The organism is Halorubrum sp. Ea8, assembly GCF_002252925.1.
GTDB lineage: Archaea > Halobacteriota > Halobacteria > Halobacteriales > Haloferacaceae > Halorubrum.
The window spans coordinates 1-25513 of sequence record NZ_NHPF01000122.1 but is presented as its reverse complement, the minus strand read 5'-3'; the positions used below and the strand labels follow the sequence as shown (position 1 = coordinate 25513).

At 59.4% G+C, this 25513-nt stretch carries 22 protein-coding genes and 4 pseudogenes; 13 read left to right on the top strand and 13 right to left on the bottom strand.

What is annotated here, in order from left to right:
• Positions 1-232 precede the first annotated feature (232 nt).
• A complete protein-coding gene (locus tag DJ74_RS20060; RefSeq protein ID WP_094527786.1) occupies positions 233-847 on the bottom strand; it encodes a deoxyribodipyrimidine photo-lyase in 615 nt (204 codons plus the stop codon).
• Between the two features lie 333 nt (positions 848-1180).
• On the opposite strand from DJ74_RS20060, the gene DJ74_RS15180 reads away from it, so the two are divergent.
• From DJ74_RS15180 to DJ74_RS15160, 5 genes and pseudogenes are all read left to right on the top strand, one after another.
• The gene (locus DJ74_RS15180) at positions 1181-1813 is read left to right on the top strand and encodes a TlpA family protein disulfide reductase (protein WP_141212593.1); all 633 of its coding nucleotides are present in this window, start codon (positions 1181-1183) and stop codon (positions 1811-1813) included.
• A 1-nt stretch (position 1814) separates the two neighbouring features.
• On the top strand, positions 1815-2489 hold the full coding sequence (locus DJ74_RS15175) for a hypothetical protein (RefSeq protein ID WP_094527784.1): 675 nt from the start codon (positions 1815-1817) through the stop codon (positions 2487-2489).
• A 431-nt stretch (positions 2490-2920) separates the two neighbouring features.
• Positions 2921-4663 carry an alkaline phosphatase gene (locus DJ74_RS15170; RefSeq protein ID WP_094527783.1) on the top strand — a complete coding sequence of 581 codons (1743 nt, stop codon included), beginning with the start codon at positions 2921-2923 and terminating at the stop codon, positions 4661-4663.
• Between the two features lie 234 nt (positions 4664-4897).
• A complete protein-coding gene (gene epsC, locus DJ74_RS15165; protein WP_094522940.1) occupies positions 4898-5770 on the top strand; it encodes a serine O-acetyltransferase EpsC in 873 nt (290 codons plus the stop codon).
• Positions 5771-5826: 56 nt separating this feature from the next.
• Positions 5827-6599, top strand: a pseudogene (locus tag DJ74_RS15160) (IS4 family transposase); the annotation flags it as partial.
• A gap of 286 nt (positions 6600-6885) precedes the next feature.
• On the opposite strand, the gene DJ74_RS15155 reads toward DJ74_RS15160, so the two are convergent.
• A complete protein-coding gene (locus tag DJ74_RS15155) occupies positions 6886-8298 on the bottom strand; it encodes an aspartate aminotransferase family protein (RefSeq protein ID WP_094527782.1) in 1413 nt (470 codons plus the stop codon).
• A 195-nt stretch (positions 8299-8493) separates the two neighbouring features.
• Positions 8494-9000, bottom strand: coding sequence for an Lrp/AsnC family transcriptional regulator (locus DJ74_RS15150; protein ID WP_094527787.1), 507 nt, complete (start codon positions 8998-9000; stop codon positions 8494-8496).
• 285 nt (positions 9001-9285) lie between these two features.
• On the opposite strand from DJ74_RS15150, the gene DJ74_RS15145 reads away from it, so the two are divergent.
• Together DJ74_RS15145 and DJ74_RS15140 are read left to right on the top strand one after the other, a co-directional pair.
• Positions 9286-10971 (top strand): aldehyde ferredoxin oxidoreductase family protein, encoded by a 1686-nt coding sequence (locus DJ74_RS15145; protein ID WP_094527781.1) that lies wholly within the window; start codon positions 9286-9288, stop codon positions 10969-10971.
• 175 nt (positions 10972-11146) lie between these two features.
• Entirely contained in the window at positions 11147-12163 is a 1017-nt protein-coding gene (locus tag DJ74_RS15140) for an agmatinase family protein (protein ID WP_094527780.1), read from the top strand.
• A gap of 21 nt (positions 12164-12184) precedes the next feature.
• On the opposite strand, the gene DJ74_RS15135 is transcribed toward DJ74_RS15140, so the two are convergent.
• The gene (locus DJ74_RS15135) at positions 12185-13333 is read right to left on the bottom strand and encodes an ABC transporter ATP-binding protein (protein ID WP_212589844.1); all 1149 of its coding nucleotides are present in this window, start codon (positions 13331-13333) and stop codon (positions 12185-12187) included.
• Positions 13334-13374: 41 nt separating this feature from the next.
• Positions 13375-14463 (bottom strand): PotD/PotF family extracellular solute-binding protein, encoded by a 1089-nt coding sequence (locus DJ74_RS15130; RefSeq protein ID WP_170938342.1) that lies wholly within the window; start codon positions 14461-14463, stop codon positions 13375-13377.
• Positions 14464-14812: 349 nt separating this feature from the next.
• On the opposite strand from DJ74_RS15130, the gene DJ74_RS15125 reads away from it, so the two are divergent.
• Entirely contained in the window at positions 14813-15709 is an 897-nt protein-coding gene (locus DJ74_RS15125) for an ABC transporter permease (protein ID WP_094527777.1), read from the top strand.
• 2 nt (positions 15710-15711) lie between these two features.
• A complete protein-coding gene (locus DJ74_RS15120; protein ID WP_094527776.1) occupies positions 15712-16563 on the top strand; it encodes an ABC transporter permease in 852 nt (283 codons plus the stop codon).
• Positions 16564-16615: 52 nt separating this feature from the next.
• Here DJ74_RS15120 and DJ74_RS15115 read toward each other — a convergent pair whose 3' ends face one another.
• Positions 16616-17251, bottom strand: a complete 636-nt coding sequence (locus tag DJ74_RS15115; protein ID WP_094527775.1) for a type 1 glutamine amidotransferase — start codon at positions 17249-17251, stop codon at positions 16616-16618.
• A gap of 316 nt (positions 17252-17567) precedes the next feature.
• On the opposite strand from DJ74_RS15115, the gene DJ74_RS15110 reads away from it, so the two are divergent.
• Complete coding sequence (locus tag DJ74_RS15110; protein WP_094527774.1) at positions 17568-18914, top strand: aspartate aminotransferase family protein; 1347 nt, start codon at positions 17568-17570, stop codon at positions 18912-18914.
• Between the two features lie 7 nt (positions 18915-18921).
• On the opposite strand, the gene DJ74_RS15105 is transcribed toward DJ74_RS15110, so the two are convergent.
• From DJ74_RS15105 to DJ74_RS15085, 6 genes and pseudogenes are all read right to left on the bottom strand, one after another.
• Positions 18922-19206: a hypothetical protein gene (locus DJ74_RS15105; RefSeq protein ID WP_394338296.1), complete on the bottom strand. Its 285-nt coding sequence runs from the start codon at positions 19204-19206 to the stop codon at positions 18922-18924.
• Positions 19103-19345, bottom strand: a complete 243-nt coding sequence (locus DJ74_RS20055) for a hypothetical protein (RefSeq protein WP_141212721.1) — start codon at positions 19343-19345, stop codon at positions 19103-19105. Before DJ74_RS20055 ends, DJ74_RS15105 begins: the two co-directional genes overlap by 104 nt.
• A gap of 26 nt (positions 19346-19371) precedes the next feature.
• Positions 19372-19653 (bottom strand): annotated as a pseudogene (locus DJ74_RS15100) (transposase); the annotation flags it as partial.
• 213 nt (positions 19654-19866) lie between these two features.
• The gene (locus DJ74_RS15095) at positions 19867-21174 is read right to left on the bottom strand and encodes a glutamine synthetase family protein (protein WP_212589855.1); all 1308 of its coding nucleotides are present in this window, start codon (positions 21172-21174) and stop codon (positions 19867-19869) included.
• Between the two features lie 206 nt (positions 21175-21380).
• Positions 21381-21743, bottom strand: a pseudogene (locus tag DJ74_RS15090) (IS4 family transposase); the annotation flags it as partial.
• Positions 21736-21912: pseudogene (locus tag DJ74_RS15085) on the bottom strand (6-carboxy-5,6,7,8-tetrahydropterin synthase); the annotation flags it as partial. The pseudogenes DJ74_RS15085 and DJ74_RS15090, both read right to left, overlap by 8 nt.
• A 61-nt stretch (positions 21913-21973) precedes the next feature.
• Here DJ74_RS15085 and DJ74_RS15080 point away from each other — a divergent pair.
• The 3 genes from DJ74_RS15080 to DJ74_RS15070 all read left to right on the top strand — a co-directional run bounded on the left by DJ74_RS15080 (position 21974) and on the right by DJ74_RS15070 (position 24309).
• Entirely contained in the window at positions 21974-22165 is a 192-nt protein-coding gene (locus DJ74_RS15080) for a hypothetical protein (RefSeq protein ID WP_094527770.1), read from the top strand.
• A 460-nt stretch (positions 22166-22625) separates the two neighbouring features.
• Positions 22626-22910 carry a hypothetical protein gene (locus DJ74_RS15075; RefSeq protein ID WP_094527769.1) on the top strand — a complete coding sequence of 95 codons (285 nt, stop codon included), beginning with the start codon at positions 22626-22628 and terminating at the stop codon, positions 22908-22910.
• 262 nt (positions 22911-23172) lie between these two features.
• On the top strand, positions 23173-24309 hold the full coding sequence (locus tag DJ74_RS15070) for a hypothetical protein (protein ID WP_249269157.1): 1137 nt from the start codon (positions 23173-23175) through the stop codon (positions 24307-24309).
• Between the two features lie 130 nt (positions 24310-24439).
• Here the strand turns inward: DJ74_RS15070 and DJ74_RS15065 are convergent, their stop codons facing one another.
• Positions 24440-25279 (bottom strand): winged helix-turn-helix domain-containing protein, encoded by an 840-nt coding sequence (locus DJ74_RS15065; RefSeq protein ID WP_094527768.1) that lies wholly within the window; start codon positions 25277-25279, stop codon positions 24440-24442.
• Between the last annotated feature and the right edge of the window lie 234 nt (positions 25280-25513).

Genomic DNA, 25513 nt, shown 5'->3' with positions numbered 1-25513 from the left:
TCTCCTCGAATCTCTATAACACCGGACCGATACAGAGCGTGAAGTCAGCACGAATATGTGTTACCGTATCTAAATGAGCGAACGGAGAAGCACCGTCTCCGGACATTGGTCGGGAAGTGGCTTGACGATGTTGAATATCAGTGCGGCTGATAGAACCCACTCATCGGTCATTACACGACCGGTGCGAACTCATTCGGACCCGGTCGAGTGTCGTATCATGCTGAGTGACGTACTATCCGGTGTCGTCACACCGACGATACGTCGTTCCGTTCGACAGCGCTCGTAATCGCTTTCGAGCAGATTCGGTACCGGCAGTGAGTGGCGCTGAGTCGTATTCGTCTTCACCAAGGTCTGAGAGCTGTGGCACCGCTCCGGTCTCAATACCCAGATCGTGCGGGTTAGCCAGATACGCCTCTGGGTTCGAGGGCAGCGTCGTAGATGAGTTCACTTCGGTCGGCTGTTCGTTCGGAACGGACGTGTAGGCGACTCCGGTGCGAGTGAGAGCGCGCTGAACCGCACGGTCACGCCCACGAGCCAGTTGCGAGTGGTCTTCGTTCCACACGACCCGGTCGGCTCCGATACTCCTCGCAATACGACCCACGACGTCTGTCGGGTCTCCGTGCTGTATCACGAGATCACCGCCATGGCCTCGGTACCAGTCTCGAAGCTCGCGGAGCGAACCGAGCATGAACGCGACTCCCAACCCATCGGCCCGTGACAAGATCGCATCATCCAGCACGAACACCGACACCAAACGGCTATCCTCCTGTTTAGCAGCGGTGAAGGCGGTCGAAAGCGCCGGATTCGGACTTGGCTGAAGCGTACGACGGTGCCAATGCAACTGCACACATACTCATAGGGGCTTTCGGTAAGAAGGGTTGCGACGTCCGACTAACGAAACGATTCAACCTGTGGTGGACCTCCCACCTCCCCACTGAGCACACAACCGTGCAAGACACGCGTCCCTTATTCGGCAGGGCTGCTGAAGCGTATCATCATAGTGTAGATACGACCGGACGCGGTAGTGTTGAGAGTATTTTTTCTGTTCACGTGACGGCCCGGAATATCGATCCGCGCGCCGATCGCGCGATCCGCGTCTTCTCACGGATACGTCCGAATCCGAACGAAACCGAACGAATGTTGAACAACCTATAACTGCCGACGGGCCTCCTCATCGAGCATGGACGCGCGTCATCCCACTCGCAGTCGATCCGATCGCTTCCCCAGACGGCGGGTCATCGCGGCCGCGGCCGCCACCGGTGTGGGAGCACTCGCCGGCTGTCTGGGAAGTGATGGCGAATCGGGGACCGACGACGGCGGCGACACCGGCAGCGACGGCGCCGACGACGGCGACGCAGCAGGCGAGGGTTCCGATGGGTCCACGGGAGAGGCATCGGCGACCGCTTGGCGGACGACAGAGTTGACCGACGTTCTGACGGATGAGGCGTTTCGTATCGACGAACTCGAGGGACCGGTCGCCGTCCAGTCGTTCGCCGTGTGGTGCCCGAACTGCGAGCGCCAGTCGGAGTCGCTGTCCCGCGTGGACGAGTCTGTCACCGTCGTCAGTCTCAACACCGATCCCAACGAGGACGCCGAGAAGGTGCGGAACCACGCGGAAGAGAACGACTTCGATTGGCGGTTCGCCGTCGCGCCGGCGGAGATGACCCAGTCGCTGATCGACGCGTTCGGAGCGGCGGTGACCAACGCCCCGAGCACCCCGATCATCGTCGCCTGTGATGACGGCGTCGCGGAGTTCTTCTCCGGAAGCCAGCAGTCCGCCACGGAGATCGAGGCGGCCGCCGACGAGTGTTGAGATGGGGCTCGCTACAGAGATCGTAACGTCGTTCACTCTCGGCGTCGCGACGCCGCTGTCGGCCGTCTGTGTGATCCCGTTGTATCCGGGATTCCTGGCCTTCCTCTCGAACCAGGACGACGACGCGCCACCGATCGCCGTCCTCGGCGTGTTGGTGTCGATGGGCGTGATCGCCTTCATGGGTGTCGTCGGCATCCTGTTCACGACGCTCCTCGAAACGTCGCTGACGGCCGTCGTGGAGCGCGTCTCGCCGCCGGCGTTCGCCGTCCTCGCGGTGCTGGGCGTCGTGTTAGTCGCGGATCTACACCCGCAGGCCGCCCTCCCCACGGTCGAACCGCCTCAGACGCGGTTCCCGTCGCTGTCGGCGTTCGCCTACGGCGCCTTCTTCGGGGCGATCGTGTTGCCGTGTAACCCGGGGTTCATCTCGGTGTTCTTCGCTCGGGCGTTCCTCTTCTCCGATCCGCTCTCCAGTATCGCGAACTTCGGCGCGTTCGGCGTCGGGATGGCGAGCCCGCTGCTGGCGTTCGCCGTGGCCTCCGAACCCTGGCGCGACCGCGTGCTCGGCACGCTGACCGGCAACCGTCGGCTTATCAACGTCGGTACTGGCCTCGTTCTGGTCGGGATCTCGCTGTACTACCTGTTCTTCGTCTTCGAGGTCGCCGGACCGATCGGCTGACCGTTCGAGCGCTGGGGCGATCAGCTGACCGTTCGATGATGTACGTTGAAGTTTGAACGAGATAGCACCCGATTTCCCTCCGACAGACCCATCCAACACCGCGTCGTACACGCGTTGCATTTCATCTTCATCCTCGGAAGGCCTCTCGAACGAGAGTGGCCCGTCGCGGTGCGCATCGCCCGTCATGTACCGTAGAACGGACTGAAATCTCGTATTTCTTGCTCCAACGAGCTCAGTGTGGCTGATCTCAGTCGCGTGTACGGTTCTATTCGACTTTGGACTGAGAGGAAGCGGTTGCTGAAGACAGAGGCAGTAGTCAGTATACCATGATTTTGGAGCAAATTTTTCTCAGCGCAGATGTGAGACACTGCCATGACAGATAGCAGTGAAGAGTCATTTAACGAATACATCCGTGGCAGAGGCCGGAGCCGATGACTGAACGAAGCGCACGCGATGAACCCGCAAGAGGGTCGAGCGACCACGCTGAACTGCTGTCAGAACTGGAGTCACACGAGCTTGTGCTCGCAGCGGACACTGTTGACGCGACTGACTCGTCGATGTTCGAGGTCCAGCAGACGGACGCCGACGGTACTTTTCCACAGTCGGTCGCGAGCGGTGGGCCGACGCCAACGGGCGTTATTTTGTGGACGCGAATCGCGCCGAACGCCTTTGATTCCGAGCTACCGCTCGGTGTGCAGGTGGCGACCGACGCGAGCTTCGACGATATCGTCTATGACGGTGCTGTGACCGACGCAGAGACGATCCGGGCTCACGATTACACCGTTAAGATCGATCTCAACGGCCGTCTCGACCCCGACTCAGAGTACGCCTACCGGTTTGTCTACGACGGTGTCGCGACGCGAACGGGTTGGTGTCAGACGCTTCCGCGACCGGACGATTCCCCGGAATCAGTGCGCTTGGCCGTGCTCACTTGCCAAGACTATCTCAATGGCTACTATCCGGCGTATCACTACGTCGCCGAGGAGGACGTCGACTTCATCGTTCATCTGGGGGATTTCATCTACGAATCAGACTCGGGCGCGTTCAAGGGATTGGGCTCCTACGAGTATCCCGACCGCGAGAAATCCCTGCCCAGCGGCCACGATCACGCTCACTCACTGCAGGACTACCGGTACCTCTACCGGACGTACCGGGCCGACGAGTTCCTGCAGGAGGCGTTAGAGTCGCACACGCTGATCGCCGGCTGGGACGACCACGAGATGGTTGACGACATCTACTGGGACAGCGAAACCAACGCCCCGACAGGGAACCACCCTCGCGGAGACGACCCCGAGTTCATGACGCGACTCGTCGCCGACGCGATTCACGGGTGGTGGGAGTACATGCCAGCCCGCGTAGAGTATGACCCGTCCGGTGAATCATTACAGGAGCGGTTCAAACTGTGGCGGGAGATTCAGTTCGGCGACCTGGTCGACCTGGTGATGACCGACGAGCGCCTCTTCCGCGATCCCCCCCGCGAAGCGATACCGACTGTGGACAACGTCGGCCCACACCGTGAGCCTCCAGGACGGACGATGCTCGGCGACGAGCAACGCGAGTGGCTGTTGGATACCGTCACCGACTCCGACGCGACGTGGACCGTCTGGGCCGACGAGGTGTTGACGATCCCGTTCCGTCTCGGGTCAGGGCCGCTCTCTGTCTATCCCGTCCAAGGTGGCTGGGACGGATACACACGGGAACGTCAGCGGATCGCCGAGAGGATCGCTGCGTCCAGCGTCGACAATTTCGTCACTGTCACCGGTGACATGCACAGCTACATCGCGGGCTATCAGCAAACATCGTACCCCGGCCGGGTGACCGGCGGCGAGGGCGTCGCCCAAGGGGAGCGGTTCGGCGTCGAGTTCATGACTCCGGCGATCACGTCGATCAACATCGCCGAGGCACTCCACCTCACTCGCGGTTTACGCAGGAACCTGACCGAACCGCTCGTCTCGAATCTCGTGCCCGCGATGAATCCTCACATCGAATTCTTCGACGGCCACAACTGGGGGTACTCCGTACTGGAGTTCGGGCACGAGGAGTGTCGGTATATCGGCTACGCCGTCGACAAGACCGACGACTCCCCTGACGCCGACCGAGACGTGCTGGTCGCCTACAGAGTTCCGGAGGGAGTCATCGATCTGACCGACGTGACTGACCAGCACCGAGCGTGAGTGTCAGCCACCACAAAATTTTCACAGAGTAAACCATAGTTCCGTTAAAATATACAATAGTTTATAGAAATTGACTGATGATTACAGAGAATAGATTCAGTAGATGACAAGTACAGAGGGATCACATATCGATAGACTTCCAGTACAGTGCTAACTCGATTGTCAGGCCCCTAGATCAACAGACACGTGCGAAGTGGAAGAACTAACTTTACTCGCCAGCCTCAACACCAACAGATGGCGTACGAGTACACCGGCGACGTCCACGAAGAGCTCGTCGAGTCCTATCGAGCAGGCGAATCGTCCCTCCCGAGTGACACCTCGCGGGTCTATCCTCCCCGCGATTCTCTGCGTGATGAACCACCTCTCCTCAAACAGCTCCTGTTTCCCCGATGCTGGAACGCGACGGAGCTGCTGGACGATCCCGACGAAACTCGTGCCCGCCTGACCGAGCTCGGCAGCTGCATACACACGGGTATCACGGCCTATTCGGATCGTGACGCAGACGATTTGACCGCGATCGTCGAACGGACGCTCGACCGGTTGCCGGCGATTCGACGGACCCTCGAAAAGGATGTCGAGGCCGCGTATAAGGGCGATCCCGCAGCAAAGAGCAACTGTGAGATCATCCGGTCGTATCCCGGATTCCACGCGATCATGACCCACAGGGTGGCGCACATCCTCTACGAGGAGGACAGCTTCGAGTACGCTCGCGAACTCGCCGAGTACTCGAAGGTCGAGACGGGCATCGACATCCATCCAGGTGCGGAGATCGGTGAGTATTTTTTCATCGACCACGGGACCGGGGTCGTCATCGGCGAGACAGCGACGGTCGGCGACTGGGTCCGGATCTACCAGAACGTCACTCTCGGCGCACTCCACTTCGAGGAGGAAGAGGGTGAGGACCACATGCTGGCGAAAGATTATAAGCGTCATCCCGACATCGGCGATCACGTCGTCATCGGTGCCGGAAGCAACGTACTCGGGACGATAGAAATCGGCGACCACGTGAGCATCGGTGCGAACGCCTGGGTGACCGACGACGTCCCGGACGACACGAGCGTGTTCATTTCGGATCACCCCGATCAGGAGCAGAAATCGAACAGGTAGTGGCTTCGGAGTTCACGGACAGTACGCGACACAACTCGGTTACGAAGCGCCGTCTCGTGTTCAAGACCGGGTCGAGGCTGCAAGGACGGCTCATACCCTTTGATTTGGCGGATTTCGGGCACCGCCGGTTGGCACGGATCTGCGAGAATGACGGCTACTTCGTCAGCCGACTGAAACAGAACGCAAACCCGGTGATAACAGAGGAACTCCGCGAATACCGTGGCGACGCCATTCGCTTGGAGGGAAAACAGATCCACAACGTTGTAGACGATCTCTACCGCACGTGTATCGACGTAGAAGTGGACGTAGAGTTCAAACTGGAACCGTACAACGGCACCCGCTCGTTAGATACGAGGCGATTCCGCGTCGTCGGCGTCCGCAACGAGGACGCCGACGACTATCACCCGTACATCACGAACCTCCCACGAGAAGAGCTTCTCCCGTCGGATCTAGCAACCCTGTACCGGTGCCGGTGGGAGGTAGAGCTGCTGTTTCGTGAACTCAAGACGCAATACGAACTAGATGAGTTCGACACGGCTGACCCAGCGGTTGTTGAAATTCCAGTGTACGAAGCGTTGCTCTCACTGCTCATAAGCCGTGATTTGCTAGGGTTAGTCACCGAGGTAGCAGATGATGAGGTCGTCTTCCCACCAGAACGCTGAGCGGTGACCGTCCGGTCGCACGCCCAGATCATTCTCTCGAACTCGGTGCGTTCTTGGGATACACCCCACAGCCACTGGTTAAGCGGTTGATCGAAGACGCTCAAAAGATCCATCAGCAACGGCCGATCCTTCGGGAAACGCTCGCTACCGCAACGCAACCGAGGTGTGTCTTAACTAAAGACGAATGCGCTGTTCCCTATACACCTCATCGATCAGTTGACTGCCTGCGCTGATGAACTCGGTGTGACGATGCGAATCGTTTCAGAAGATATCAGCGAGAATCGCTACGACTGCTGGCAGAGGCCGGAACGTAAATCAGTGGAATGCAAGTACAGAAGGCCGGTCAACACGGAAGAACAGTTCCAGAGATTAATGAGTGATCACGGTACCTAATACTCTCTCCACGTGTCCGCTGTTAGGGGAAATACACGCATCATCGGGTGCTGGCTGACTTCAGCTTTCGTGGTCCGCGAGGACATCACGGATCGATTCGGTGATGATGTTCATACCGACGGTTGCCTGACGCTGCGTCAGTACGAGCGGTGGGAGCAGGCGAAGCACGCTTTTGTGACGCCCGGCGTACCAGACAAGAACGCCTCTGTGGTAACACTCGCGTTGGATCGACTCGACGAGTGATTTCGAGGGTTCGCCGTCCACTTCGAACTCGACGCCGGTAAACTGTCCTTTGCCACGGACGTCGACGACCTCATCGACGTCCTCGGCGAGTTCGCGGAACCGCGATCGGATGTATTCCCCGACGTCCGTCGCGTGATCGAGGAGGTCGTGCGACTCGATGTATTCGATCGCGCGCGTCCCGCCGACAAATGCGGGGACGTTACCGCGGAATGTACCCACATGACCGCCCGCCCCCCACGTGTCGTACTGTTCGTGGTACATCATCGCACCGATGGGGAGCCCAGAGCCGCCGATCCCCTTCGCCATCGTCATCGCGTCCGGCGTCACACCCCAGTGCTCGGCCGCGAACCACTCGCCGGTGCGACCGAACCCAGTCTGAATCTCATCGAAAATAAGTAACGCGTCGTTGTCGTCCGCGATATCGCGAAGTCCATTTAGGAATCCCTCGGGCGGAACGACGACGCCACCTTCCCCTTGGATCGGCTCAACCCAGATCCCTGCGGGCGATTCGTGTCCGCCGTACGGGCTCTCGAATTTTCGTTGTACAGCGTCGAGCGCACGGGCACAGGAGCCGGCTTGACAGCAGTCAGCTGCGGGACAGAACGGCTCCACATCGCCGGTCGGCCCCGACTCGGTCGGATTCGGGAAGGGGACGTGGACGGCGTCAGCTAACAGTGGACCGTACCCCGTTTTATATGCCTTTCCTGCGGTAAGGCTGAGTGCGCCGGCCGTCGTACCGTGATACGACCCCTCGAAGGCGAGCAAGCCGTGGCGGCCAGTATTATGTTTGGCGAGCTTGATTGATCCCTCAATCGCGTCGCTGCCGCTTGGTCCACCGAAAATAACCTTGCTGTTTCCGCCGAGACCGTTGGGTGCGATATCGTTGAGCCGTTCAATAAATTCAATCCGGGCCGTGGTCGGGAAGTCCACGGTATGGGTGAGCTTCTCGAGTTGGTCTTGGACCCCTTCGAGGACGTATGGGTTAGAGTGCCCGACGTTCAGCACGCCGATTCCAGCAAAGAAGTCCAAGAACGTGTTTCCGTCGACGTCCCTGATGGTCGCTTCTTTGGCCTCCTCAAGCGCGACCGGTATGCGACGCGGGTATGCGACTGCGTTGCTGTCGATCTCCCGCTGTCGCTTCAGTAACTGTTTCGATTCTGGCCCGGGAACCGTCCCCACGTCTGGCTCCATGGAAAAGTGTATTTCGTCGATTGGTGGGCTTGTTACCATATTTTGCGAATTTTCCGAGAGCATTTATATTTGATGTTTATCCGATTTTTATGACAAAAAACGGATTATATCCATACTTTTGCCAGCTAGCTTGAATACCATTCAATAATTCAGATAACCGATACTGGCACGTAGTCCATTGGGTACACTCATATTCAACGTGAACGTTGGCAATACTACACCAAACGCAGTCCGTCAGATCGGATTAGCCGATTGCTCTTGGGTGAGCGCTTCGACGAGTGTGTCCTGTTCGAAGTCGTTTATCGGGTGTCGTTCGTTCTTCACCGTCGAAATGACGAACTTCGAGCTGGTTCGCTGGATCTGGTCGATAGCCTCGTAAGAGTCAACGACTGACTCAACCATCGCACGGTCCGTAACGTGCCCGATGACGATGAAGTCCGTATCGCCCATAGTAAAGTACACCTGATTAATACCCTCAACGTTCGCGAGTTTCTCGCCGACAATATCGTGGTACCCCTCGTCGAACTCCGCGTAGACCTCGCTGATAATCGTGAGCGAGAGTCCCAACTTGGAGAGATCAATGTCAAACAAGTCGTTTTTGATGACTCCCCGTTCCCGTAGTTGGTTAAGTCGATAGTGGACTGTTGATTTGGGAATGCTTGTGTATTTGTGTATCTCTCCGGGGCTAGTGGTTCCTTCTGACAACGCCGTTTTGAGAATCTGAATATCCTTTCGGTCCATGGTGAGTAATCCCGTGTTCCCCACTACGTCCACGAGTTTAAATTGTATCGAGTGTCGTCAGTATTAAATCTTGTTTATATGTTGGACTGTATCTAGGTTTTGGGGGAGATTTGAATCTCGTTTATAGGAAACGACGGGATGGAGAGCTGATACCAATGAACACTCTGAGTTGGAGCGCGCCAGCTTCGTTCGATAAATACATAAAATATTGACTGGTATCCGATCTAGACAGTTTCTAGTGGATAGTAAGCAATATTTATTAGCTTACCGAGACATCGAACGAACATGTTGTGTAGCCGGGGGCCAATGCTCACCATCGACGTAGACAGTCATGAAACCAGTAAGACTTCGATTGGATCGATTCAAGAGCGGTACGTCGGGGGACGAGGAGTCGGGACCCGCGTGGCACACGAACGGATCCCGTTTGATGTTGACCCACTCGGTCCCGAGAACCGACTCGTGTTCACCACGGGACCGATGCAGACGTCGAACATGAGTTTCACCGGCCGGATGAACTGCACCGGGGTTTCGCCACTGACCGACGGGTTGTTGTCGAGCAACGCGGGTGGCTTCATGTCCCGGAACTTCGCTGATACGGGGTACGGCGCCGTCGAACTCACCGGGGCGAGCGAGGAGTTGGTCGCTGTTCACGTCCGCGACGATGGCGTCGAGTTCGAGGAAGTCGATCACCTCACCGGCGCGACCGTCCCAGAGACGGTCGAGTATTTTGAATCCCAGCGGGGCATCACGAGCGATCAGACGGCTGTAATAGGTCCTGCGGGCGAGAATAAGGTGCGATTCGCCTCGATCATGACTTCAGAAGAGCGCGCCTTCGGGCGCGGTGGACTCGGTGCTGTCATGGGCGCGAAGGGAATCAAGGCCGTGACCTTCGGCGGGGACAGTGCTCCAGAGATTAACATCCCCGCAACTCAAGCGGAGATTCACCGAGAGGCCGCGACTGCGGACGACATCATGAAAGAGCAGGGGACGGTGGCAGCCATGGATTTGGCAAACGAGGTAAACGGTCTGCCATCTTACTACTTTTCCGAACAGCAGTTCGAGGGCGTCGAGGGCATCAACGGTGCGGCAGTCGCCGACAAGAAGTACAAGAAAGGGACCTGTTCGGCCTGTGCCTTCGCCTGCAAGTTGCCGACAAAAGATGAGGCGGCCGGTGTCGAGACCGAAGGGCCAGAGTTCGAAGTCGCGATGGCTTTCGGGTCCAACTCCGGCGTCGATGACATCGTTGAAGTCATGAAGTCTAACGAGCAATGTGACCGCTACGGCATGGACGCCATCTCAGCAGGTAACTCGGTAGCGGCCTATCTCGCTGCCGAGGACGAGTTCGGAAACACCGAGCTGATCCACGACACAGTCAAAAAAATCGCTCACCGCGAAGGAATTGGCGACACACTCGCAGAGGGGATTGACCGCTTCCATGAGGAGATTGGCGTCGAAAACTGGTCAGTCAAGGGAATGGACTTTGCCGCCCACGAGGGACGGGTCCTCAACGGACAGGGGCTATCATACGCGACCGCGAACCGCGGCGCCGATCATATGTATTCGACGTTCTACTCGGTCGAGTACCCCTTCGTTGAACCGGATGAGGCGCTCGAACCCGAAGGAACCATCGGGAAATCCGAGACTCTCGTTGACCGCGAGGACCTCATGGCGTTCAACGATAGCGGCGTCATCTGCAAGTTTTCCCGGAGCTACATGAGTCCCGAGCGCTACGAAGCGCTGTTCGGCGTCGACTATGAGGATCTGCTGGAAGTCGGTTCCAGGACGGTTACATTAGAACGACACTTCAACAATCAGCGTGGCTTCGACCGCGACGACGACAAACTGCCGTACGACCTCCCGGACTTCGAGGCCGCACTCGACGAGTATTACGAAGTGCGTGGCTGGAACGACGGCCTCGTCCCAGAAGACGCGCTCCCAGAGGAGTACGGGCAGCGTTCCATTGGTGTCTGACCGGTATACGAAAGAACAGTAGCGACACAGACCGTTCGGCTTCGGTCCGTCACTATTGAACCTCGTTCATATAACGAAATAGTACATGATAAAAATACAAATACTGTGCTTGGCAGTAGATATTACACGTTCAGTGGGTTATTATGACTGATGAACATGACATGAGCGGAAACACATGACGAAGAACAGAGACGGCACCCAATTCGAAGAGCAGATGTCCGTGGATAGGGACGCCGAGATTGAACTCGCGTACACGGGACGTGATACGTTCCTGAAAGGCGACAGCCGAGACGTGACGGATCTGGAGGGGTTTGATGTCGGGGTCTTGGGAGTGCCCTACGACGGCGCACTGAGCAATCGACCGGGCGCGCGCTACGGGCCGAGAGCGATACGCAGAGCCAGCGCTTGGTGGGCGTACCTCTCCGAGTACAAGGGCGGCCTCACGAACGTGAATACCCGGGCGCAGGTCGACTTCTCCGATCTCCGCGTGGCGGACTGTGGCGACGTCCCGGTCTTACCGATGGACCGAGAGCGCACCGCGGAGCGTATCGAATCCCGTGTTTCATCGATCGCCGAGCAGGCGTTTCCGGTGATACTCGGCGGCGATCACTACTGTACTTACCCGTCGTTCCTCGGTGTCGCGCGTACGATCGACGCGGACTCGGTCGGACTCGTTCAGATCGACGCCCACAGCGACACCGTCACTGAGAGCCCGGTGTTCGGGGAGCACTATCACGGGTCAAGCACACGCCTGATCGCCGAGTCGGAGTGGTGCGAGTACGACGCGATCAGTCAGGTCGGCATTCGGGGATACGAGGGCCCCGACTTCTTCGAGTTCGTCGACGACGTCGGCCTCTCTGTTTTTACCCAACGCGAGGTCCGCGAGCGCGGCGTCGCCGATGTCGTCACTGACGCCATCGAGGCGGCCGCGGCGGAAACAGACGCCGTCTACCTCACCTTCGATATCGACTCAGTCGACCCGAGCGTCGCGCCGGGGACCGGAACGCCGGAACCCGACGGGCTTTCGGCGCATCAGGCGCTAAAGATAATGGAAATCGCGGGCACGCACCCGGATATTGCGGCCGTTGATCTCATGGAGGTCTCGCCGGAGTATGACCCGACAATGTCGACTCAAATCCTCGCGGCCAGCGCACTCGTGACCCTCCTCGAACGGCAGTTCGCGGAGAAGTAGGTGAGAGGATACGAGACCGGATCAGTCGAGGATAATTCTACAGGCCTCTGTCGGGAAGCTGACGGTTACCTCATCGTCCTCTGCGAAGTTTGTTGTTTCCTCGTTGATCTGGCGCTCGACCTCGAAGTGTTTGCCGTTGACGTCGATCCGATACAGCTTCAGCGATCCTTTGTAAATCGTGTCGAGGATGGTCCCAGTCCATTCGTTGGCGTATCCGCTCGAGTCATCGTACGGTTTGAGGACAACTTCCTCCGGTCGAACCGACACGGCGGCAGACCGCCCACTGTCGTCGGCACTATGCGGGATTGAGACTGTGAACCGACCGTCATCGGTCTGAAGTGACATTCCGTCGTTGGAGATAGTTCCCTCGAAGAGGTTCGTTTCCCCGATGAAGGTGGCGACAAACTGTGTCTCCGGCGACGTGTACAGTTCGTCAACCGGCCCGATCTGCTCAATCTGTCCGTCGTTCATTACGGCGATACGGTCGGACATCGTTAGCGCCTCTTCCTGGTCGTGGGTGACGTAGATGAACGTGATCCCGAGTTCCTCTTGGATATCTTTGAGCTCGACCTGCATGTGCTGTCTAAGCTTCCGGTCGAGGCTCGCGAGCGGTTCGTCGAGGAGGAGCACGTCGGGTTCACGGACGACGGCTCGGGCCATCGCGACGCGCTGTTTCTGTCCGCCCGACAGCTCTGTTGCTTGGCGGTCTTCGTACCCCGAGAGTTCGACCATCTCCAGAGCGTCTGCGATCCTGGTCTCACGTTCGTCCTCGGGGACACCGTCCATCTCTAGTCCGAACGAGATGTTCTCACCGACAGTCATGTGCGGAAACAGGGCCCACTCCTGGAACACCATCGACGTGTCGCGGCTGTTCGCGGACTGCGCGGTTACGCGCTTCCCACTGATGGCCACGTCTCCATCAGTCGGTGTCTCGAGCCCGCTGATCATCCGCAACGTCGTGGACTTTCCACACCCTGACGGCCCGAGTAGCGTCAGGAACTCGCCCGATTCAATCTTGAGGTTCACGCCGTCGACGGCGACGAGGTCCCCGAACTCCTTCCGGAGGTTCTGCAAGTGGACCGATCCTCGCTTGAAGTCGCCCTCCGATCCGGTTCTATCGGATTCCGTCCGTTTAGTCCCCGAATCCTGCGTGTTGTTGCTCTCGCTCACCGTCATTTGTAGATATTCATTTCTCTCATACGGTTACACGGTTACATATCACTTTGCGATTTCGCCCGTTCCCACATGTTCGTCCAGTCCTCGGTCATATCGGAGAACTCGTAGGGCGTGGTCTGTGCGGCGATCTCTTCGGCGGCGTCGAATCCGTCCTCGGAGAACATCAGCGCAGACTGCTCCTCGGCGCTGAACATGTCGAAGGACTCGGTGTTGACCGGGGGACTCTTGGCGGCCGGCTCCCAAGAGATGCTCTTCTGTCCTTCGGGGCTGACAACGGTCCTCATGAACTCTTTGGCCAGTTCTCGGTCGGTCGGATTTTTGACCATACACATCCCCTCGGTCCACTGCATCCCGCCCTCCTCGGGCAGCACGACGCTGACCCAGTCGGCGCCGCCGGCTCGCAGCTCGGACATCGTGAAGTTCCCGACAGGAGACATGACGATGTCGTTCTGGTTGAACGCCTGCCGGATGGCGCTGGTCCCGCTGTAGATGGCCTCGAACTGGTTGAACATCTGGACGAGGTGGTCCTCGATGTCGCTCAGCTCCTCGTCGCTCTGTTCGAAGGGGTCGTACCCGAGCGTTAATGCGATCTTCGGGATGTTCCAGGTCGGCCAGTCCATGATGCCCATCTTGCCGGAGTACTGGCCGTCGGGGCCACCCGTCCAGAGGACGTCGTAGGACTGGTAGTGGTCCGCTTCGACCTCGTCAGTGTTGACCGTCAGCGTGTCCCAGCCCCACCGCGTCGGGAGCGCGTACATCTCGTCATCGTACTCGAACGACGAGAACGGCCACTGGAACCGCGGGATGAAGTTACTCATCGCCGAGAAGTCGTCCGAGTTGAGGGGTTCGATCGTCCCCGCCTCCGCGTGGCGCTGGGCCCACGTGTTGTTGACCGTCAGGAGGTCGTAGTCCTCCGTCCCGCCGCTCTGGAGGTTGTTCAGCGCCTCGGAGTCGCTGGAGACGAGGCTGATGCTGACCGTCGCGTCGTTCTCCTCTTCGAACTTGTCAACGATGGTGTCGGTCCCGTATCCTTCCCAAGTCAGGACGTTGATCTCCGTGGCGCTCCCGCCGCTGGAGAAACACCCCGCCAGCGCCGCCGTCCCGACCGCGCCTGACGCCTGCACAAAGCGACGCCGGGAAAATCCTGTGTGACCGTGTCCTGCCGTGCGTTTCGTTTTCGGTTTCTCGTCCGTCATATCTGTTCCATGGAGGCATGGAGAGCCAGGGGTTATAGTATTTCCGCATATAGTACATATTTGCTTGGAATTGTACGACACTATCCGATAGGATTGGAGATTATTAATTCATATCTCACACCGGTTTCCTTTCGACCTCTTTCCGTCCCGGTATCGCGAACCGTTCTGGCCGACTCGCGGCGACGTTCATCGACGGTTAGGAGCGGTGTACGAAACTTCTGAACGAGGACGGGGTGGACCGGAACATATATCGGGTGGAGTTCAGTAAGGTGTGGCCATGGTAGAGATCACAGACAAAATAAATAGTAAAGTTCGGACGATAACTAACCGGATACCTATCTCGGACACGTTCCTCGTCACCGGCGGTCCGATACTGCTATTGGAGATGCTGCTTTTCCTCGGACCGATCTTGATCATGTTCTACATCGCCGTGATTCAGATGGAGAACTTACAGCTGGTTCACGAGCTCTCGCTGCAGAACTACGTCGAGGTGTTCTCGGGGGCCGCGAACATAGAGGCGATCAAGAACACGGTGTTCCTATCCATGCTGACGACATTCACCGCGGCGGTCGTCGCGTACCCCTTCGCCTACTACATCGCGCGACACGGCGGCCGGTTCAAAAATCAGCTCTTGATCCTGGTGATGATCCCGTTCTGGACCAACTACATCGTTCGGGTGTACGGCTGGCAGATCATCCTCGGGTCGGAGGGGATCATCAACTCGCTGTTAATCTGGTTAAACGTCATCAACGAGCCGATCGGCTGGCTGTTGAACACAAACTTCTCTATCTGGCTCGGGTTGACCTACCTCTGGCTGCCGTTTATGATCCTCCCACTGTACGCCAGCCTAGAGAAGATAGACGAGACTCTGATCGAGGCCGCCTACGACCTCGGCGCGACGAGACGAGCCGTGTTCAAGCGGGTTATCCTCCCGCTCTCGATCCCGGGGCTCGTCGGCGGGACGATCTTCGTGTTCATCTTCAGCATGGGCGCGTACATCGTGCCGGCGATGATCGGCGGCGGGCAGCTGTTCGTCGGAACCAGAATCGCACACGAGTTCGGCATCGGCGGGGACTGGGCGCAGGGCGCGGCCCTCGGGAGCGTCCTGATGATCGTCGTCGCCGGGACGCTGTGGTCACTGATGGGCTACACTAACATGGAGGAGATGTTCTAACGATGAGTCACGACACCGAACCCACCGCCCAGCGGGCGGGCGAGACCCCGAACCAGTCGCGATTGGACCGGTATCTGAGCGTCGGCGCGACCGTCGCCGAGCGCTACTGGCTCCCCGTCTGGGCGGTGCTCGTCTTCGCGTTCCTCTTTGCGCCCATCGTCATCCTGATCCTGTTCTCCTTCGAGCAGGGGACGTTCTCCTCGCTCCCCTGGAACGGGTTCACGACCCAGTGGTACTCGGAGATGCTGAGCGACAACCGGCTCATACAGTCCACGTTCAACAGCCTCCAAGTCGCGGCGAACGTCACCGTCGCGGCGACAATACTCGGGACGCTCGGCGCTATCGCACTGGTCCGCGGCCAGTTCCGTCGGAAGGGCCTATTCCGCGCGATCATCATCGCGCCGATGACGATCCCCGGACTCATCCTCGGGATCGCCCTGCTCATCTGGTTCAACGTCATCGGGATGAACACCTCGCTGCTGACCGTGATGCTCGGGCAGCTCGTCTTCGTCACCCCGTTCGTCGTCATCACGGTGAGCGCCCGGCTCAGAGGGTTCGATCCGGAGCTGGAGGAGGCGGCCCGCGACCTCGGGGCCTCCAAGTGGCAGACCTACCGGCGCGTCACGCTCCCGCTGTTGATGCCCGGCATCGTGAGCGGGGCGCTGTTCGCGTTCACTCTCTCGTTCGACGACTTCCTTATCGCGTTCTTCACCAGCGGTCCGAACAACACGCTGCCGATCTACATCTGGTCGAAGATCCAGCACGGCACGGACCCGGTCATCAACGCGATCAGCGCGATGGTGCTGCTGTTCAGCATCACGCTCATCGTCATCAGCCAACTGATCAGCCGGTAGCGACGCCGGGTTTCCTCGCTCCGGGACCCGGACGCCCGTCCTCCGCCGTAATCTACCGGCCGTTCTGGCAGATCTCAACGAAGTTTTCGATGGTTTTGGCGGCCGTACACTCGGAGAAGTCGTGGCCGCCGCGCGACCAGTCACTCGGGTTCCCCTCGACGCGCTCGGTAAACTCGGGATGATACTGGACGGTCCAGACCGGCTCGGTCTCATGACGCGTACAGAAGTGCTCGCTGTAGTCGGTCGTCGCGATCGTACGAAGGTCGCGACCGAGTTCGGTCACGAGATCGGAGTGGAGCACCGGGACGATCGGCTCGACGCCCGAGAGCACGGGGTCGTCGCCCGTGACCGTCATCTCCACGAACGTCGCTCGGCGTCGATCCTCTCGAACCTCGCCGCCGAGCGCGTAGTTGACAAGCTGGTGGCCGAAACAAATCCCCAGCAGCGGCACCGACGCGTCGATACACTCTCGAACGAGTCGTTGCTGGCGATCGAACACCTCATTATCAGTATCGTACACGCTGGCTGTGCTCCCGCTGATAATGATCCCGTCGTATTGAGTCGGATCGTCGACGTCCGGGCCCTCCAAGGCGACGCGATACTCGCTGTCGCCGGCGATCCGATCGATCTCGGGACCGAGGTACCGGTATTCGGGCTGGACTTCGTCGTCCAGAACGAGTACAGTCATTATCAATATTTGCGAACCCGGTACAATAAATCATTTCACCTGTCGTTCTGCGTCCGATTCACCTGTCGTTCTGCGTCCGAACCCGGACCGGACGCGTCGCGCGGCTCCAGACGCGTACTCGGCGATCGACAGCGCAGACTCGGCCGCGTCGTCGAGGACAGGCCCGCTTGTACATTCTTTCGACCGACGCCGGCGACGCGGCGGTTAATTCGGACCAAATCTAAATTTTTCGCGCATTTACAGACTGTGTCTTTCCAAATATTGTAAATCGGAATAATAAACAAACGATTAAGTAATGGGGCACCAACCTCTCAACATGGACCTGTGGGACGACTACGAGGCAACGTACCGCGAACGGACCGGGGGCAGCCAGGCGGCGTTCGAACGGCTGCAGGAGGACGTTCCCGCCGGCGTCGCAAGCACGTATCGGGCGTGGAATCCGTATCCGTTCGTCGTGGACCGCGCAGAGGGAGCGTACCTCTACGACGTCGACGGGAACAAATATCTCGACTTCGATATGAACAACGGAGCGGCGATGGTTGGCCACGCTCACCCGACGGTGACTGAAGCCGCGAGCGACCAGTTGCACGACGGGACGCTGTTCACTCACCCGCACGAGTTGCTCGGAGAGGCGGCCAGCGCGATCAAGGATCGCTGGTCGATGATGGACAAGGTTCGCTTCACCAACAGCGGGACCGAGAGCACGATGCACGCGATGCGGGTCGGACGCGCCTACTCGGGCCGAGACACGGTCCTGAAGATCGAAGGAGCGTATCACGGCGTCCACGACTACGTACTCATCAGCAAGGCCCCGCCGAAGGGTCAGGTCGGCCATTCCAAGCGACCGAACAAGGTCGTAGAGAGCGACGGTATCCCGGCGAAAACGGCCGAGACCGTCGAGGTCGCCCCATTCAACGACCTCGACGCGGTCGAGTCGATCCTCGAGGACCACGTCAACGAGATCGGCGCGCTCATCGTCGAACCGATCGTTCTGGCGAAAGGGGTCACTCAACCGTACGACGACTTCCTGCAGGGGCTTCGGGAGCTCTGTGACGAGTACGGGATTGTATACATTTTCGATGAGGTCAAGACGGGCGTGAAAGTTGCGCCTGGTGGTGCCGCCGAACACTACGATGTCGAACCAGACCTTGTGACGCTCGCTAAGAGCATCGGCGGGAATTTCCCAGTCGGTGCCTTCGGCGGCCGTGAGGAGATCATGTCTGTCATCGAGGACGGGACAGCCCACTACGGAACCTACAATGGAAACCCGCTCGTCGCACGTGCTGTCGAGACCGTCCTAAACGACGTACTCACCGAGGAGGCCTACGACCACGTCAATCGACTAGGACAGCGACTTGCGGACGGGTACGAGGAGATCATGGCTGATAATGGGATCGAGGGACGCGTCGAAAACGTCAACTCAATCGGCATGGTCCTGTTCACCGACGAACCGGTCGAGGATTACCGAGATTATTTAGAGCACATCGATGTCGAGTTCCACGAGAACTACTGGTTCGGGATGCTCAACCAGGGTGTTCTCCCGCATCCCCATGACGCGTCCCAGCAGTGGACTATTTCGGTCCAACACGAGGACGAACACATCGATCAGCATCTCGAAGCCTTCGAGAACATCGCTCCACGACTTGCCGACGAGCAGGCCTGAAACGGATCTACAGCGTCCCAACGTACTGCGCCCGCTCCCACTCCGTCACCGTTTCACCGAACGACCGGAGCTCTCTGCGTTTGCTCGCCGCGTACCCTCGAATCAGGTCGCCGAGTAGGTCCGCCATAGCATCGTTTGCTTCGGGCGCTGCCAGCGCTTCTCTCGGTGACTGGGGAAGCAAGTCACCATCATCCGTTGGCGGCCCAGGATCGAGGTCTCGTCTGATCCCGTCGTATCCGGGCGCTAGCGTCGCAGCGGCGACGAGATACGGATTCGCGTCGGCAGTCGGAATCCGGTTTTTCGATGCGTGTCGTGCCCGAGGGAACCCTGATCGACGCGGTACGGTCGTCATCCCCGCAGCAGGCGCTGTGCGGTGCGAACCCGTCCGGTTTGTATCGATTGAATGCGTTTACACTCCCACCGCTCGGGATCCCTCCGCCATCAGGCGGAGGAGGATGTCAATCATTGAGTCCACGTCTGGCTCAGTGACGAACGTCCACGCCCAGTGTTGGTCTCCGTCAACCGGAAAGCCTGTTTCGTCACAGTAGACGACTTCATTCCCCCGAATCTTCTCATTGACATCGTTGAATGCGGGTCGCAGCCGGTCCGCGACCCGCGTGGTCAAGTTGTAGTTCGTCTAGTGGAAGATCGGAAGATCAAGCTCCCAGTCAAGCAGCTTGGCCTGCTTCCGGTTTGGCAGTCGTTGATGGAACCGACCGAGAGCGGTTTGGGTAATAAGTACCCTAACGAGGAGTGGTCCCCGGATACACCGGCGGGGCGGTACGTCGAAGCAGCATTTCTGTATTACGCTAGTATCCCGTACTGCCGCGTAGAACGAAGAGTCAAACGCCCGTACGAAGTGATGAGTAAGGGGAATTACCGCCAGACGGGCCTGTTTGACTCAGGTCCCGACTACCATTCGACCGTCGCAATCGACGGTTCGATTGAATTTCTATATCGTCTTCACGTACTGGTCGCGTTCCCAGTCGGTGACGTGATCCCGGAACGCCTGCAGCTCGCACCGCTTCGAGGCTGTGAACATACGGACGAAGTCTTCGCCGAGGAGTTCGACAAGCGCGTCGTCCGTCTCAAGCGCCCGAAGGGCAAGCTCGGGCGAACGAGAGAGTTCGGGGCGGTCGCCGGTCGGATCATTCTCGATTGGCGCCGTTGGCTCCAGCTCACGTCGGAGCCCGTCGAGGCCTGCGGCAATCGTCCCGGCGATGACGAGGTAGGGATTGGCGTCAGCGCTGGCAATCCGTCCCTCCAGACGGGCATCTCCCGGTGGGACGCGAACCGCAGTCATTCGATTATCGTACCCCCACGAGGCGGTGTAAGGGACGAACGAGTTCGGCTCGAACCGCTTGAATCCATTTATGTTCGGCGTGCCGAGCGCGACCAGCGAATCGGCGTGTTCCATTAGGCCGCCGACGAAGTGGCGGCCGCGCTCAGAGAGCGTACCGCCCGCGTCGGCCTCGAAGACGTTCTCCCGGTCGTCGAACGCACTCACGTGGATGTGATAGCCACTACCAGATTGGTCGGCGAAGGGTTTGGCCATGAACGTCGGCCACTGATCGAAGCTCCTGCCAACCTGCTTGACGAGCCGCTTGAAATCGAAGGTCGTTTCCGCCTGTTCCAGTGGTCTGCCGTAGTCGAACAGCACTTCGAACTGGCCGGGGCCGTGCTCGTGGTGAATCGCCGTGAGATCGATTCCGTAGTCGCTAGCCCATTCGACGAGCTGGTCGTAGAAGTCAGAGATCTCTTCCGTCGCCCACGAGACGCATTCGAAGCTGCCGTCTGTAGCCGGGACGTAGTTGCCATCGGGACCCTCTTCGAGGAGGTAGAATTCGAGTTCGCTCCCGCTGTAGAAGTCGAATTCGAAGTCGTTGGCCGAGAGCACCGATTCCAGGACCGCCCGCGGCGAGCACGCTAGTCGCTCACCCTCGTGGTAGTACGCGCACAGGACCCGGACGGCGTTTTCTCGCCAAGGCAGCCGTGTCACGGTCTCGGGAATCGGGTGGACGACCCCATCGCCATGTCCAGTCTCGACGCCGAGTCCGGAGCCCTCTGGGACGTGATTGCGCGGTGTCTGGGCCAACACCACGAGGTTCATCGAGAACCCGTCCTCCCACTTATCGAGGAAGGTGTCCGCGGTGAGCTGCTTCGACCGGGAGATACCGTTGACGTCGGCGAACTCGATGAAGACGTGTTCAATCGCGGGGTTCTCTACCAACTCCACCATTCGGTCGGTCGCAGCGCTCATCTGTGAATCTCCACCTCTCGGAGTTGCCCCTCATGATCCAATTCCCCGAGGGCACCTCCTCCACGAATCAATCGCTGTATATTATTCCGTCTCATTCGATATATAGCCCCGTCTGAGTGCAGGTTACTACCAAGGTACAATAATTTACCGACCTGAGTAGATGAGCGACCGCGAGATCGTAAGGAGACAGTGGCATTCGCCTTTAGTTAAGACTCACACCTCGGTTGCGTAGCTGTAGCGGCCGTCTCTTGTAAGGTCGGTCGTTGCTTATGGATCTTCTGTGCGTCCTCGATCAGCCGCTCCAACAGCGGCGGTGGCGAGTAGCCGAGATACTCGCCGAGTTCGTGGCGGATGAGCTGGGCGTGCGACCGAAAGGTCGCCGCCCAGCGCTCTGTTGGAAACACAATCTCCTCATCCGCCTGGTCAGTGACCAGATCCAACATATCACGGCTCAGAGGCGGCAAGAGTATCGCTACGTACAACAGGATCTTCACCACATGCTCGTTTCTCGTGTCGAATTCATCCAGGTTGTACTGCGTCTTCAACTCGCGGAACACCAACTCAACTTCCTACCGACACGTCCGAGACGGTGTCCGGGAACGCGTCGAGCATCCGTTCTTCGAGGAGGACACTCATCACCTCTGCCGTCGGCGGGTGGTCCAACACGACGAGCGCGTCGCCGTCACCTGACCCCTCGAACGCGTCGACGAGGGGATCGCCCTCCTCGACGAGGAACCGGCTCGCATCGTGGAACACGATCCGACTCCACGCGAGCGAACCCGATTTACTCGGTGTTGGCATGCCGGCCACCGACGCGTTGAACGGTGACGCCGCCACAACACCTGTCACCGTCATCGAAGCGAAAGGCCACAACACCAACCCAGGTGACGCAGACGTCGCTCGCGGCATCACCCAAGCACACGCGCATCTCCCTGAAGTCGACCTCGGGTACGTCGCCGCGGCAGGCCACGGTATCAAGCTGACTTCGTAGACGGGTCTCACTTTCACCGAGCGAAATCGTCAGACTGAGTGGAAGATAATCGGGTTGTTGATGTTGGTAACAATAGAGACCGACACCAGTCCGTTTCAGTCTTCACTGACCTCGGCGGTCTGTGTCGGTCCTTGCGTAACGCTCTCGTCTGTCGGTGTCCCGAGGAAGAGACTCCCGCAGGCGCTCATGATGATGCTCACGACGAGTCCGACGCGCCCTCACTACCGTCCCGAACGGAGCATTCGGACTGCGTATCCATCTGATCGTCGCCTCGTTCACACCGATATCGAAGTCGGTTGATCTCTCAGTCGGGACTATACGGCCGCTGGCAAGGCTTCACAGCACCGGGATCGGTTCGGGGCCGGTGGTATCGGGGGAAGGATATTGATGAGCTTCGTGAAGATGCGCGAGCGGCGATCACGGAGGAGTCTCGCCGAGAAACCGCGGAGGAGTCTAATACGTGACGGCGACGTACGTCGAAACCGATTTTCTCTTCGCCGTGACGAAACCTGATGATTGGCTGAGTGAGGAGGTTGAGGCGGTTCTCGCTGAGGAATCCGTCGAAACGTCACTGCTTGCATACGCTGAGTTTCTCGTCGCCGCGTACACGGAAGAAGACGGGTTCAACTTCGAGGTGACACCGGTCATTGCGAACATACTCGATTTGGTCCCACTGCCGTCTCCAAAAGAAGAGGAACTACTGCTCGCGGCGGCAACGTATTTCTCGCTTATAATATATGTCTGATTTTATGAAGAATAGATCGTTGTACGCGGTGTAAATCGTTCTATCTGCGCTCTATAGGTCTATTCGTAATTGACAGTAATTTAATGTGTGTGTCTGTCAATGATATCGGTATGCCTCGTGATCACACACGTGTGCTCGGGGAATCCCGAAACGACGGGACGAGGTACTGTGCAGCTGAACGGACACCGCCACGGGAAGAGCACGACACGGCTCTCGAACCCCATGGGCAGACGACGGTCGATGAGGCAGGGGGTGAGTGAGTATGCCCATCGACGTGACCACTGAGGTGGTCCTGCAGGGTGCCTTCGGCGGGTCGTTCGACGCCGTCTTCGACGCGCTCGGCGACCCCCCGATATGGCTCGGCGCGTTCGCCGGCGGTGCGTTCGGGGCGGCTATCGGTGCGCTACCGGCGTTCGCGTTCACCGGCTTCCTCGTCATCGCCGGCGCCGCGGCAGGCGTCATTGGGGCGCCGACAGGTGATTCAGTCGGACTCGTGGGTATCGGCTTCGGACACGTGTTTGGACCGCACATCTCCTTTGCAGGGGGTGCGGCCGCGGCGGCGTACGCCGGGAAGAAGGGATACATCGGGGCCGAAGACGGCTACCACAACGGCAAGGACATCGCGACCGCGCTCGGATGCAAGGTCGACGTGCTGGCGGTCGGTGGCGTGTTCGGTCTGTTCGGTATCGCGGTGGAGCAACTCTCCCGGCAGCTGCTGGTCCCGGTTGACCCGATCCCGCTGGCCATCTGTGCCAGCGCAGTCGTCCACCGGGTGGCGTTCGGCTACGACATCATCGGCGACGTCCGCGGCAGTAACATCCTCGACATGAGCCCGTTCGAACACGGCGAGAAGGTCGGCGCGGTCACCGACGGCGGTGAGCCGGTCGCCGGCGGTAACCGCGTCGAAAACGGTGGCGTCCCGAAAGCCGAGTGGTTGGCTACCGAGCCGTGGCTGGGACACATGTACAAGTGGCACCAAGTGGCCGCGATCGGCCTCGTGGCGGGTCTCGCGTCCGGGTACGTCGCGTTCCGGACCGGGAGTCCGTTCCTCGGGTTCGGGATCAGTGCCGCGTCGCTGCTGTTCTTGAACCTCGGGGTCGAGAAGGTCCCGGCGACACACCACATGACGCTGGCCGGCGGGACGGTGTTCGTCGCTCTGACCGCGTCGGGTGACGCAGCCCTCGCGGGACTCTCAGCCGGGGCTGCGCTGGTCGCCGCCGGGCTCTTCGGGGTGCTGGCCGCGCTGATCGGTGAAGTAGGGCAGCGGATCTTCTACGCTCACGGCCGGACCCACTTCGACCCGCCGGCGATCTCCATCGTCGTCTGGACGGTCCTGGTGGGTGTCCTCCACATTGCGGGCATCGTCCCGACCGGCGTCTGGATCCCGGGGACCGTCTGAGACGCAGCATGACACAGCCGGCTAGGTGCGGCGACACGTCCGCGGTGCCGGCCCCGAAGCGCCTGCCAGACGGCGACGGGCTACGCCCACCGGTTGGTGTGTTGAGGGTGAGACGAGGGGAGCCGCTCGGTTAGTACGGTGACCGTGAATCGCTGGATCTGGTTCGGCCGACCATGCCGCGTCGCCCGGTCAGCTCAAACGAGTCCTCCTCGGGCTCGTCGATGGGGTCTGCATCCGCCCACAGCGCTTCGAAGAGTTCCTCTCCCCATTGAATCGCCGCGTTCGTTTCCGAGACAAGCGTCGCTCGCCACTCCCCGTCACCCCGGCTCGGGAAGACGAGACACAGCGAGTTGGCGGTGCGACCGAGGCCGAAATCGGCGGAGACGACTCTGACTTGGGCGTTCAGGAACGCTCGCTCTCGTTCGGGTTCGCTCCCGACGGTCCCGAGGAGCCGGTCGCGGACCTCACTTGTAACGAGCACCCGGGTGTTTGGATCGTCCGGAATGGCGTCGTCGAGGCCTCGGACGAAGACCGGGGAGAGGACGTCCGGTTCCTCGCCGGCTTCGATTCGTGAAACGAACGCGGAGACGTGTTTGTCGGCGGCCGGCATGTCGCCGCGAACGACGTCGTACTCGCTGATATCGGGTAACCGTCGCCGGAACTGGTCGGGCAGCAGTTCGAGGTCGTGGTGTTGCCAGTACTCGATGTCCTCGTCGAGGAACGCTTCGGTCGCCTGCCGACGTGCGATCGTGTCCGTCACGAGTTGTCCGCACGCGGTCAGTTGCCAGCCGTCTTCGGCCTCGGCGAGCGCGCCGCGTTGTTTGAGATTCGCCAGTTCTTTGTAGACGCCGGAGCGGCAGGCGTCAAGCTTCTCGATCAGTTTCGGTGTCGGCTGCGGTTGGTTCGCGAGCAGCCGGACGATGTCCTCCCGGATCGATGATGCCGTGACGAATTGACACACTGAATCCATGCGTAATCACCCGATCGTGGTTGTCGCGGCCACCCCGTCTGCGAACACGCTGCGCGTCCAACATCCGCCTGCGGATCCGTCGAATCCACGGCTGTTGCCGCCTCAGCGGGGCAACTACCCGATATTACCTGCATATGGCAAATATCCTACTTAATTGTTGGTGTCTGTCAAGTAACGGAGTGGTACCCCCGGTTGATTCGCCACTGGCTTCGGAAAAGAACTGGCGAATCTCAA